This is a genomic window from Massilia scottii (assembly GCF_030846495.1).
Lineage (GTDB): Bacteria > Pseudomonadota > Gammaproteobacteria > Burkholderiales > Burkholderiaceae_D > Telluria_A > Telluria_A violaceinigra.
The window spans coordinates 142,921-154,988 of sequence record NZ_JAVCWM010000002.1; the positions used below are offsets into that span (position 1 = coordinate 142,921).

Genomic DNA, 12,068 nt, shown 5'->3' on the forward strand with positions numbered 1-12,068 from the left:
ATGCTGGAGCGCCTCCGCATCGGTCCCAAGCTGCTGCTCGCACCCGGGCTGGTGCTGCTGCTGCTGATACTTTCGTCAAGCAGCGCATGGTATGCGATGGTGCGCCAGAACCAGGCGGTCGACACCATCGTCAACGAGCGTGCCGCCCGCATCCGCGACGCCAACGAACTGGTGGCCGATGCGCAGCACGCGCATGCGCGCATGTACCAGTTGCTGACCTGGATCAGCGCCAGCTTCTCGGCGCCGCGCATCGAGCACCTGGGCCAGGACATCTATCAGCGCCACGCAGCCATCGAGCGCAAGTTCGCGGCCCTGGCCGGGCGCACCGGCAGCGCCAGTCCCGAACAGCGCTTCATTACCCAGGCCGGGGCCGCGCATGCCGTCTACATGCGCGCCATTCTTGACGTGATCGAGCTGTCCCAGGTCGACCATTCGATGAGCGCGAACGCCATGTCCAAGGCCGAACTGGCCTTCGGCGTGGTGGCCATGCGCCTGTCGGAACTGGCGCGCTTCGAGCAGGATCTGAGCGAACGCGCCTCGACCCGCGCCGCCGCCGACTTTGCCGCCCTGTCGGTGCTGATGCCGCTGCTGGTGGCCCTGTCGGTCGCCGGCACGCTCGGCATCACCATGCTGGTGCGGCGCGCGCTGCTGCGCGAAGTGCGCGGTCTGAGCGAGACCGCCGGCGAACTGGCCAGCGGCAACCTGACGGTGAGAAAGCGCAGTTACGGGCGCGACGAAATCGCCGACACCGCGCGCACGCTAGACGCCAGCATCGGCACCCTGAACGCGACCCTGAAAAACATCCTGGCATCGGCGCGCTCGATCGACAGCGCGTCGCGCGACATCGCCCTCGGCAGCGCCGGCCTGGCCAGCCGCAATGCGGCCCAGGCCAGCGTCCTGAAACAGGCCGCCAGCACGGTCGAGGGACTCGGCGCCACGGCGGGCGGTGCGGCCCACAGCGCGCGCAGCGCCAACCTGCTGGCCGACCAAGCCTCGGCGCAAGCCATGTGCGGCGGCGGTGTGCTCGACCGGCTGGTACTGACCATGGCCGCGGTGCGCGGCAGTTCGCAGCGCGTTGCGCAAATTATCGGCGTGATCGACAACCTGGCGTGCCAGACCAATGCGCTGGCGCTCAACGCGGCGGTCGAAGCGGCGCGGGTCGGGGAGCAGGGCCACGGCTTTGCCGCGGTGGCGGGCGAAGTGCGCATGCTGGCGCAGCGCTCGGCCAGCGCCGCGCGCGAGATCAAGGAGCTCATTGCGCAGTCGCTTGCCGACATCGACGGCGGCAGCGCGGGCGCGTCGGAAGCGGGCCTGCGCATGGCCGGCATCGCGCAATCGGTGCAGCAGGTGGGGGACATGGTCGGCCAGATCGGGCAAGCCAGCGCAGGGCAGGCCGGCGGCATCGGCGCGGTGAGCGACGCGATCGTGCAGATGGACCAGATGACACGGCAGAATTCCGTGCTGGTGGAAGAAGCGGCATCGGCGGCGCAAAGGCTGCAGTGCCAGGCTTCGAGCCTGTCGAAAGCGGTCAGCGGATTTCGCATCGACGACAGCGTGCTTGACCCGGCAGGGCCGCCGAAGAAAACCATACCGCATCTGCGGCTGGCCTCGCGGCGGCCCTGACCCGGGCGGCCCTGACCCGGGCGGCCCTGACTAAGCTACCTGCTTACTCGTAGTCGCTGATCGGCGCGCAGCCGCAGAACAGGTTGCGGTCGCCGTACACATTGTCGGCGCGGCCGACCGGCGGCCAGTACTTCTGCTTGCGCAGCGATGCCACCGGGAAGGCGGCTGCCTCGCGGCTGTACTTGTGCTCCCAGACGTCGGCGGTCACCACTTCGGCCGTGTGCGGCGCACCCTTGAGCGGGTTGTCCATGCGGTCGTACTCGCCGCGCTCGACCTTGACGATTTCGGCGTGGATCGCAATCATGGCGTCGATGAAGCGGTCCATCTCGGCCTTCGATTCGCTTTCGGTCGGCTCGATCATCAGCGTGCCCGGCACCGGGAAGCTCATCGTCGGCGCATGGAAACCGAAGTCCATCAGGCGCTTGGCCACGTCTTCGTTGCTGATGCCGGTGGCGTCGGTGATCGGACGCAGGTCCAGGATGCACTCGTGCGCCACCAGGCCGTCGTGGCCCGTGTACAGCACCGGATAGTGCGGCGCCAGGCGGCGTGCGATGTAGTTGGCCGCCAGGATCGCCGTTTCGGTGGCGGCGGTCAGGCCTTCGCCGCCCATCATCGCGATGTACATCCACGAAATCGGCAAGATGCTGGCCGAGCCGTACGGCGCCGCGCTGACCGCGCCGATGCCGGCTTCGTCGCGCGTGTAGCCGCTCGAACGCTGGTTCGGCAGGAACTTGGCCAGGTGCGCGCCCACGCCGATGGGACCGACGCCAGGGCCGCCGCCGCCGTGCGGGATGCAGAAGGTCTTGTGCAGGTTCAGGTGGCTCACATCGCCGCCGAAGCTGCCCGGCGCGGCCACGCCGACCAGCGCGTTCATGTTGGCGCCGTCGATATAGACCTGGCCGCCGTGCGAGTGGATGATCTCGCACAGCTCCTGAATGCCTTCCTCGAACACGCCGTGGGTCGACGGGTAGGTGACCATCACGCAGGCCAGGTTGGCGCTGTGCTGTTCGGCCTTGGCGCGCAGGTCCGCCAGGTCGACGTTGCCGCTGTCGTCGCAGGCGGTGACGACCACCTTCATGCCGACCATGTTGGCCGATGCCGGGTTGGTGCCGTGCGCCGACGACGGAATCAGGCAAATGTTGCGGTGGCCTTCGCCGCGCGATTCATGGTAAGCCTTGATCACCAGCAGGCCCGCGTATTCGCCCTGCGAGCCGGCGTTCGGCTGCAGCGACACGGCGGCGTAGCCGGTCAGCGCGCACAGCATCTCTTCCAGCTGGCCGATCATTTCGCGGTAGCCGACCGTTTGCGCGTCCGGCGCGAACGGGTGGATGCTGGAGAATTCGGGCCAGGTGACCGGGATCATTTCGCTGGTCGCGTTGAGCTTCATGGTGCAGGAGCCAAGCGGGATCATGGTGCGGTCCAGCGCCAGGTCCTTGTCGGCCAGGCCGCGCAGGTAGCGCAGCATTTCGTGTTCCGCGTGATAGCGGTTGAAGGTCGGGTGGGTCAGGTAGGTGCTGGTACGGGCCAGCGCTTCCGGATAGGCGTCCTGCGCGCTCGCTTCGATGGCGTCGAAGTCCGGTGAAGCAGGGGAGCTTGAGACGCCCTGGGCGAAAATCGTCCACAGCAGCGCGACGTCTTCGCGGGTGGTGGTTTCGTCGAGCGAGATGCCGACGTGGCTGGCGTCGACCTTGCGCAGGTTCACGCCATGTTCGGTGGCGATCGCGTGCAGTTCGGCCGCGCGCGCGCTCTTGATGGTAAGCGTGTCGAAGTAGGTCTTGTTGACGACCTCGTAGCCGAGCTGGCCGAGCTTGGCGGCCACGATGGCGGTGAAGCGGTGCACGCGGCGGGCGATGCGCTGCAAGCCTTCAGGGCCGTGGTAGACCGCGTACATCGACGCCATCACCGCCAGCAGCACCTGCGCGGTGCAGATGTTGGACGTGGCTTTTTCGCGGCGGATGTGCTGCTCGCGCGTTTGCAGCGCCAGGCGGTACGCCTTGTTGCCCTGGGCGTCGATGGTCACGCCCACCAGGCGGCCGGCCATGCTGCGCTTGAATTCGTCGCGCGTGGCCAGGTAGCCGGCGTGCGGGCCGCCGAAACCGAGCGGCACGCCGAAGCGCTGGCTGTTGCCGACGACGACGTCGCAGCCCCAGTCGCCCGGCGGCGCCAGCAGGGTCAATGCCAGCAGGTCGGCCGCGGCGATCACCATGGCGCCGGCCGCGTGCAGTTTTTCGACGGCGGCGCGGTAGTCGCGCACGTCGCCGTTCACGCCCGGGTACTGGATCAGCACACCGAAGCATGGCTCGGACAGGCCGCCGATGTCGGCCGCCGCGATGGTGCGCACTTCCACGCCGATCGGCTGGGCGCGCGTTTGCACCACTTCCAGCGTTTGCGGCAGCACGTCGTCGGCCACGTAGAACACGTTCGAGGCCGACTTGCCGACGCGCTGGATCAGCGTCATGGCTTCGGCGGCGGCGGTGCCTTCGTCGAGCATCGACGAGTTGGCGATGCCCATGCCGGTCAGGTCGGTGATCATTTGCTGGAAGTTCAGGATCGCTTCCAGGCGGCCTTGCGAAATCTCGGGCTGGTAAGGGGTGTAGGCGGTGTACCAGGCCGGGTTTTCAAAGATATTGCGCAGGATGACGCCCGGCGTATGGCTGTTGAAGTAGCCCTGGCCGATCATCGACTTCATGACCTTGTTCTTGGCGGCCAGCGCCTTGAGTTTGCCCAGCGCAGCCTGTTCCGGCATCGGGTCGAAGAACTGGCCCAGTTCCAGCTTGCTCTTCTTGCGGATGTTGGCGGGCACGATGGCGTCGATCAGCGCCGCGCGCGATGGATAGCCGAGCGTGGCCAGCATGGCTGCCTGTTCGGCGGTGGACGGGCCGATATGGCGCGGAATGAACGAATCGCGTGCTTCGAGTTGGGTCAGGCTGGTGCGGGTCATGGTAGTCGGGGCCGAAAAGAGACTGCCGCCGGCGCTGTCGGATACACAGCGCGGCGGCGAACTGAAAGGAAAAGGCCGCCGGCGGGCGGCGGCCAGGAGTTTTTATTCCGCGGTGGCTTTGCCGTAGGCGGCGGCGTCGAGCAGGCCGTCGATGGCGCCGGCGTCGCTTGGTTTGAGCTTGAACAGCCAGGCCGCGAAGGCGTCGGTATTGATCGAGTCCGGCGCATCGGCGACGGCGTCGTTGACGGCGATGCACTCGCCCGACACCGGTGCGTAGATGTCGCTGGCGGCTTTCACCGATTCGACCACGGCGGCGTCGTCGCCGGCGGTGAAGACCTTGCCCACTTTCGGCAGTTCGACGAAGACGATGTCGCCCAGCGCGTCCTGCGCATATTCGGTGATGCCGACGGTGAGGGTGCCGTCAGCTTCGGCGCGCACCCATTCGTGGGACTCGGTGTATTTCAGGTCGGCTGGGATGTTCATAATGTTTGCTCCAAGAGGTCGCGGTCGATGTTAATGTAAATACTGCTAATAAGTGTGTTGCCCCGATCAGGCAGCGAGGATTTTACCGTTTCGCACGAACGGCAGCTTGACGACGCTGGCGGCGAGCTTTTTGTCGCGGATTTCGACGTGCACGGTGTCGCCCACGGCCACGCCCATCGGCACGCGCGCGAGTGCAATCGCTTCCTGCATGGTCGGGCTGAAGGTGCCGCTGGTGATTTCGCCGGTGGTGCCGTCAGCGGCCACCACTTTCTGGTGGGCGCGCAGGATGCCGCCTTTTTCGCGCAGGATCAGGCCCACGAATTGGAAGTTCTGACCCATCGCCTTGAGCGCGGTCTTGCCGATGAAGTCGCGCTCGGAGACCAGGTCGATGGTCCAGGCCAGGCCGGCGTCGAGCGGGTTGACCGTGTCGTCCATGTCCTGGCCGTACAGGTTCATGCCCGCTTCCAGGCGCAGCGTGTCGCGCGCGCCCAGGCCGGCCGGCTTGACGCCGGCGGCCACCAGCGCATTCCACAGCGCATCGGCCTGGGAAGCAGGGAAGGCCAGTTCAAACCCGTCTTCGCCGGTGTAGCCGGTGCGCGCCACCATCACTTCGCCAAACGCGGTGTCCTTGACGATGACGGCGTTGAACGGCTTGAGTGGCTCGGAAACCGCCTGGGTGGTCGGCAGCACCTGCCACACCCTGGCGCGCGCGTTCGGGCCCTGGACGGCGATCAGCGCCATCGGCGCGTTGCCGTCGCGGCGCTGGGTGATGGTCACGCCGCTTTTGGTGGCCTCGTTCTGGGCGCCGATCCAGGCCACGTCTTTTTCGGCGGTGCCGGCGTTGACGACCAGGCGGAACCAGGTCTCGCTGAAGAAGTAGACGATCAGGTCGTCGATGACGAAGCCCTGCGGATTGAGCATGCACGAATACAGGGCCTTGCCGGCCACCTGCAGCTTGTCGACGTTATTGGCCAGCAGGGAGCGCAGGAAAGGGCGGGCGTTGTCGCCTTCGATATCGACCACGCACATGTGCGACACATCGAACATGCCGACGTCGCCGCGCACGGCCTGGTGTTCTTCGATTTGCGAGCCGTAGTTGACGGGCATGTCCCAGCCGCCGAAATCGACCATCTTGGCGCCGGCGGCGCGGTGTGCGGAATTGAGCGGGGTCGCTTTAAGCGTCATGGAATCCTCAAGGCAGAGTGAATGGGGGTACGACGAGCAGACGTGGAGCGGCTCTTGCCGTCCCTGAATGCTTCGCGCCCCTCTGTCCTTGGTACCTGAGAGATAGCGGATTGAAGTCCGCCTGCCCCTTCGGTGGGCCGCCGGCATGGTGCCGCGGCCGCTCTCCAGAGTTCAGCCGGGGGCGCTGTGCGCCGCCGACCCCTGACCGGTCCTTTTGCCTGAGAGTTTTTGGGTGATGCCCCTTCGGCGGCAGCGTGCGCTGCCCTCTCCCGATCAAGACTGTGGAGGATATGCCAGCAGGGCGTAACTGTCAACCTTGCGGGGGACGTCCGGTAGGGGCGCGCACGAATGAGCTCCCCATTGAAAACCATGCTTGTCCCGATTTGTTAAAATAATTCATCTACTTTGCGAGCACACAGCCATGAGCGAAGAAAAAACGATCCAACAGACCGATGCCTGGTTCACCTTGTCGGGCGATGTGAACAGCGATATGGTGCACCGCGTGTTCGAGGCGGTGTCCGGCATGAGCGAGAACGGCGTCGAAACGGCGCACGTGCTGATCCAGTCGAACGGCGGCTACGTCAGCGACGGGCTGTGCCTGTACAACTTCCTGTCGAATTCGCCGGTCAAGTTCGTCATGTACAACGCGGGGGCGGTGGCGTCGATCGCCGTCATCCTGTTTCTGTCCGGCACGCGGCGCTACGCCAGCGAGACGGCGCGCTTCATGGTGCACAAATCGCATGCGACGGCATCGCCCGGCGCGCGTCCGGATGCGCTCAATATCATCGTCGAAGGCTTGCGCGCCGACGATGCGCGCACTGAATCGATTTTGCGCAAGCACATCGAGCTGCTGCCGGAGCAGTGGGCGATTCACCAGTATTCCGACCTGCACCTGACCGCGCGCGATGCCAAGATCGCCCGCGTGATCAATGACGTGGCCGACTTTGCGCCGCCGAAGGGCGTTCGCATTCGCAATATCTGAACCAGCGAACCTGGCGTCCTGACCGGCCGTGCCGGCAGCGACGGCGGGTAACGGCGCGCGGTCAAAAAAAGAGCCTGTCAACGGCCGGGCCGGTGCAGACTCTTTCTATTGCTTCCTGTTTAAATAGTGCATGGCGCCGCCCGGAAACCCGGCGACGCCCGCGTCATGCTAGCGATCAGCGTTTGTCGCCGCCGCTTTTGTTGCCGCTGCCGCTGCTGCTGCCGGAATTCGATCCCGACTGCTTGTTGCCCGAACCCGAACCGGACTGTTTCGAGCCACTGTCCTTGTCGTCATTCTTATGGCTTTGACGGCCGGCTTCCACGTGCTGCTCATGGGTGCCGCCCTGGGTGCCGCCGCCGGAGCGCGAACCGCTGCCGGAACCTTGCGAGCCCGATTGCTTGTTCGAGCTGGAACTATCGCTTTGCTTGTTGCCCTGACCGCTTTTCTGATTCGAGTTCATGTTCATTCCTTTTGAAAGTTTGAAAATGTCGTGCTCTCCGGTGATGCTGAAGAGGCGCTCTCTTCAGCGTTTCCGGTGACATCATCATGCGAGCCGCACCGTTGAAGAGGTATCGGAATTCACCTTGCACTCGTGTAGGAGTAGTTCCTATAGGATTGCAATTAATGCAGCGAAGAAATCACTTGCTGGCATACGCTTGGTGACGCACGCTCAGCGGCGTGGCGGCGCCTGTCCCGCGCGGGCCGCCTCGACCGCGGCGTTGACGGCGAGGATGGTGGTCTGGAAGGCGACGGCGTCGATAATTCGGCTCAGCCGGGCCAGCCGTGCCGCCGCATCGCCAGCACCTGCGGTCCGTGGCGCCGGCAAGGCGCGCGCCGCGTCGGGCTCGCCGCGCATGGCGAGCCCGGCGCCGGACTGCGCGCTGCGCTCGATGGCGCGCACGATCAGCCCGTTGCCCGCCACCGTCAACGTCGCCGCGCCAGCCTTGCGCCGCACCTGTGCGGGAGGCGCAACCATCGCTGCCTTGATCCACAGCCCCAGCAGCACGGCCCCGGCCGCGTTGGCGCTTATGCAAAACCAGACCCACAGGCGGGCCGCGGCGTAATCGGCCTCGGCGCGCGCCGCGGCGTCGTCGAGCATGATGCCGGTCAAGGGGCCCCAACGATCGCCTAAACTTTGGACCGCAGGTGCCGTTACCGCTTTCATCTGTTCAAGCTGACTCAGCAGTACAATGGACAGCCAGACGCCCAGCCCGACCAGGACGGCAAAGCCCAGGGACAGGGTGAGCTTGAGATCGCGGCGGCGGATCGTTATCATGGCTAGTCCTCAAGAAATAAATTGCCGTGTGGAATTGTAATTATGTTAGAGAAACTTTTTATTTAGGGTTTGTTTTTCATCAACAGTCCAAATGACGAAAATTGGCTTTTGCTTTAGGGAAAAGCAAGAATGGTCATGAAAATAAGGCGCTTGAACAAAAAATAACGCTTTGTTTCAAATTTTCCCGTTGCCAGTCGGCAATAATGTGAGAGAATGTTTGTTATGGCAAAAGATCTCTAACCCCCCAACGAGCAGACAATGGCTCCACCTTCACCATCCGCCGCAGCAAGGAAGACTGGTCCGTCGCGCCACGAGCTGTTGGAGGCGCTGGTCGTGACCGTGACCAAGCATGCCAACGACCACTTGATGGCCGTGGCGACGCGTCTCGTTGCGGCGTTGCTTGATGTGACCGACCCGGCGCTCGATGCACGCGCCGTGTTTCAGCGGGTCAAGTCGGGGAATCTGCTAAAAAACAACACCTACGCCTTCTTTCATGTCGCTGCCGCCGGCATCGGGCGCGCCATGCGTGCCGAGGTCGACGTACTGTTGCCGCCGCTTAAAAAATCCGCGATGGCCTTGCCCGCCACGCTGGAACTGGTTCCCTACGAGGAAATGGACAGCCGCGTCGCTTTCGACGCCATCAGCCGTCCCTTCGAAATGCAGTACGCGACCCAGATCGCCACCCTCAATGTGCGCCTCGGCTTCCTGCTCGAACGCGACGTGCTGCGCATCAGCCAGAATCCCTTCCGTCCCGAAATGTTCCTGTCGGCCCTGCAGCAAGCCTGGCGCGAGTTCGAGCCGGACGAGGAAGCCCACGGGCTGATCCTGCCGATGCTGCGCCCGTCGCTGCTGTTCGACTTTGCGCCGATGTACGACGCGCTGTGCGACCTGTTGATGAACAAGGGTATCCAGCCCGGCTCGGTGGACGCCTTCAAGATCAAGAAAACCGAAAGCGCGGCCGCGGCCAAGAAAGCGCGCGCCAGCGGCCAGGCCGAACTGGCCAAGCAGTTGCGCCAGTTCCTGCGCGACGACGATGATGCGCCGGCGGCCGCGTCCGCCTTCGACATCCCGATGATTCCCGACCTGCCGGCCATGGCGCCATCGGCCGGCGGCTGGCGTCCGAGCGGCGCCGCCGCCTTCCAGGGCGCGCCAGGCGGCGACGCGGGCGAGGCCAGCGTGCCGGCCGCGCCGTGGCATGGCGGCCCGGCGCACCAGGGCGGCGGGCCGGGGCAGGGCAGCCACGCCGCGGGCGGCTTCGCGCCGGCCCAGTTTGCGGGCGGCGGCGGCATTGCCGCGGGCGGCTTCGGCCAGGCCATGGATGGCGGCCAGGTGATGGTTCCCGCTTCCCTGCTCGAAGTGCTCAAGGGCTTGCAGGGCCGCATGCCGGAACAATTCAGCAACGTGGCGCCGACCCCGGCCGAGGCGCAGGCGGGCAATGTGTTTTATTTGCCGCGCTTGAAGGAAAGCATTCCAAAAGGATCACTGTCGCGCGGCGATGAAAGCACCATCGACCTGCTGTCGAAGATTTTCGAGACGGTCTTCCTCGATCCGAACATTCCGAAAGATTCGCGCGACCTGATCCAGTCGCTGCAAATTCCGGTGCTCAAGGCGGCGCTGGCCGACAAGAATTTCTTCTTTGAGGAAACGCACCCGGCGCGCCGCATGATCGACCTGATGTCGACCATGGGCCTGGAGCAGCGCTCCGGCCCGGACGATCCGCTGTTCCAGGTCATGCAGCGCGGCGTGGAGCGGGTCGGGCGCGACCAGGACGACGGCGGCGCGCCGGCCGACGTGTTCTCGGAAGTGGTGGCCGAGCTCGAAGAAACCATCAAGGCCGAGGAAACGGCGGCCGCGACCGCCATCGCGGCGCCGATCGCCGCGGCCTTGCGCCAGGAAAAAGTCACCGCCGCCACCCGTTCGGCCAGGAGCGCGGTCGCCGCGCGGGTCGGCAGCGGGCAGGTCGTGGCCATGCTGGAGACCTTCCTCGAAAACAAGTGGACCTCCGTCATGACGGTCGCCTACAGCGTCGAGGACGACAAGCCCGGCGCGGTCGGCAATGCCACCAAGACGATGGATGAGCTGATCTGGAGCGTCAAGCCGAAGATCACGCACGAACAGCGGCGCGACCTGATCGGCAAGCTGCCGAGCCTGCTGGCCACCCTGAACAAATGGCTCGACGTCATCAAGTGGCAAGATGCCGACCGCATCCAGTTCTTCGCCGACCTGGCGGAGTGCCACGCTTCAATCGTGCGCGCTCCGCTCGACATCACGCCGGAACGCCAGCTAGAAATCGCCGTCGAAGTTGCCCAGCAAGACGCCATGCGCCGGCTGGAAAAGGAAAACGAAGCCCTGGCCGCGGCCGAAGAAGCGGCCCACGCCGAACTGGACGACGCCGAACTGGGCGTCGACGCCCTCGAACGCAATATGTGGATCGAATTCACCGATCCTGACGGCAGCATCCGCAAGGTCAAGCTGGCCTGGATCAGCCCGCTGCGTACCCTGTACATTTTCTCGACCGGGGCGCGCCAGGAAGCGTTTTCCCTCTCGTCCGACAAGCTCATCGACGCCTACCGCGCCCAGCGCGTGCGCGTCATGAAGGTCGAGGGCGTGGTCGGCCGCGCGCTGTCGCAGGCAATGGACGAAGCGCTCGGCGACGCGGAAAAATCGGCGCAGTCGGTCGCTGCCTGAGGAGGGCGTGTTCCGTTAGTATTCGCGCATTGTTAACATTCGCGTATCATTCGGGCCGGGCCTGAGCGGCATTGGACAGTTCTGCATTGCCGCCCATGCCCGGCTTTTTTCACTTCCGGCTTTTGTCTATGAATTGGTATCACCTCACCGCGCTTGGCGGCATCGCCGTCACCGCCCCCCTGGGTATCGCCATTGCCGTCTGGCTCGCCGCCGCCCACTGCCGCCTGCGCGCCCTGTACTGGTGCCTGCTGTTCGGCGCCACCCTGTTCATCGTCATCGCCAGCAAGATCGCCTTCCTCGGCTGGGGCGTCGGCATCGAAGCGCTGCATTTCGCGGGCTTCAGCGGTCACGCCGCGCGCGCCGCGGCCGTGTTTCCGGTGGCGGCCTACCTGGCGCTGTGCGGACGCACCAAGATGTGGCGTTATGTCGCGGTCAGCCTGGGCGTGGCGCTGGCGGTCGGTGTCGCGCTTTCGCGCGTGATGGTCGAAACCCACAGCAGTTCGGAGGCGATCCTGGGCTGCCTGCTCGGACTGGCCTGCGCGGCCGCATTCATCTCGCTGGTGCGCTCGAACCGCCAGTTCCAGCCCAGCCTGACCCTGATCGCGCTGACCCTGGCTGTGCTGTGCATTCCGTACAAGGGCGAACCGCACAATTCCCAGCAGTGGATGACCGGCCTGGCGCTCGGCCTGTCCGGGGCCGACCGGGTCTACACGACGGCCACCTGGGGCCCGACGCGCAATCCTTACTCCCCGCCGTGCCCCAAGGCCGAGCGCTACTTCAACTACGTCTGTTTTTAGCGCCGTCGCCGGCCTGAAAATCGTCGCCCGGCCATCTGGGGCCGCTTCGCGGACGGGGCGACGCCACTTCGCCGAAAACATGACAACAAATGG

The 12,068-nt window shown here is 65.2% G+C and carries 9 protein-coding genes and 2 riboswitches; of the genes, 4 read left to right on the top strand and 5 right to left on the bottom strand.

The window, feature by feature from the left end:
• Nucleotides 1-1,623 carry a methyl-accepting chemotaxis protein gene (locus RBA41_RS03010; RefSeq protein ID WP_306620896.1) on the top strand — a complete coding sequence of 541 codons (1,623 nt, stop codon included), beginning with the start codon at nucleotides 1-3 and terminating at the stop codon, nucleotides 1,621-1,623.
• 43 nt (nucleotides 1,624-1,666) lie between these two features.
• Here RBA41_RS03010 and gcvP read toward each other — a convergent pair whose 3' ends face one another.
• From gcvP to gcvT, 3 genes are all read right to left on the bottom strand, one after another.
• The gene (gcvP, locus tag RBA41_RS03015) at nucleotides 1,667-4,564 is read right to left on the bottom strand and encodes an aminomethyl-transferring glycine dehydrogenase (protein WP_306620898.1); all 2,898 of its coding nucleotides are present in this window, start codon (nucleotides 4,562-4,564) and stop codon (nucleotides 1,667-1,669) included.
• Nucleotides 4,565-4,666: 102 nt separating this feature from the next.
• Entirely contained in the window at nucleotides 4,667-5,047 is a 381-nt protein-coding gene (gcvH, locus tag RBA41_RS03020) for a glycine cleavage system protein GcvH (RefSeq protein ID WP_306620899.1), read from the bottom strand.
• 66 nt (nucleotides 5,048-5,113) lie between these two features.
• On the bottom strand, nucleotides 5,114-6,232 hold the full coding sequence (gcvT, locus tag RBA41_RS03025) for a glycine cleavage system aminomethyltransferase GcvT (protein WP_306620901.1): 1,119 nt from the start codon (nucleotides 6,230-6,232) through the stop codon (nucleotides 5,114-5,116).
• A gap of 72 nt (nucleotides 6,233-6,304) precedes the next feature.
• A riboswitch (glycine riboswitch) is annotated at nucleotides 6,305-6,410 on the bottom strand.
• Between the two features lie 18 nt (nucleotides 6,411-6,428).
• Nucleotides 6,429-6,514, bottom strand: a riboswitch (glycine riboswitch).
• 139 nt (nucleotides 6,515-6,653) lie between these two features.
• On the opposite strand from gcvT, the gene RBA41_RS03030 reads away from it, so the two are divergent.
• Nucleotides 6,654-7,214, top strand: coding sequence for an ATP-dependent Clp protease proteolytic subunit (locus RBA41_RS03030; RefSeq protein ID WP_306620903.1), 561 nt, complete (start codon nucleotides 6,654-6,656; stop codon nucleotides 7,212-7,214).
• A gap of 175 nt (nucleotides 7,215-7,389) precedes the next feature.
• On the opposite strand, the gene RBA41_RS03035 is transcribed toward RBA41_RS03030, so the two are convergent.
• Together RBA41_RS03035 and RBA41_RS03040 are read right to left on the bottom strand one after the other, a co-directional pair.
• Nucleotides 7,390-7,674, bottom strand: a complete 285-nt coding sequence (locus RBA41_RS03035; protein WP_306620905.1) for a hypothetical protein — start codon at nucleotides 7,672-7,674, stop codon at nucleotides 7,390-7,392.
• A gap of 210 nt (nucleotides 7,675-7,884) precedes the next feature.
• Entirely contained in the window at nucleotides 7,885-8,490 is a 606-nt protein-coding gene (locus RBA41_RS03040) for a methyl-accepting chemotaxis protein (protein WP_306620907.1), read from the bottom strand.
• A 258-nt stretch (nucleotides 8,491-8,748) separates the two neighbouring features.
• Here RBA41_RS03040 and RBA41_RS03045 point away from each other — a divergent pair, with 258 nt between their 5' ends.
• Nucleotides 8,749-11,178, top strand: a complete 2,430-nt coding sequence (locus RBA41_RS03045; RefSeq protein ID WP_306620909.1) for a DUF1631 family protein — start codon at nucleotides 8,749-8,751, stop codon at nucleotides 11,176-11,178.
• 128 nt (nucleotides 11,179-11,306) lie between these two features.
• Nucleotides 11,307-11,975, top strand: coding sequence for a phosphatase PAP2 family protein (locus tag RBA41_RS03050; protein ID WP_306620911.1), 669 nt, complete (start codon nucleotides 11,307-11,309; stop codon nucleotides 11,973-11,975).
• The last annotated feature ends 93 nt before the right edge of the window (nucleotides 11,976-12,068 follow it).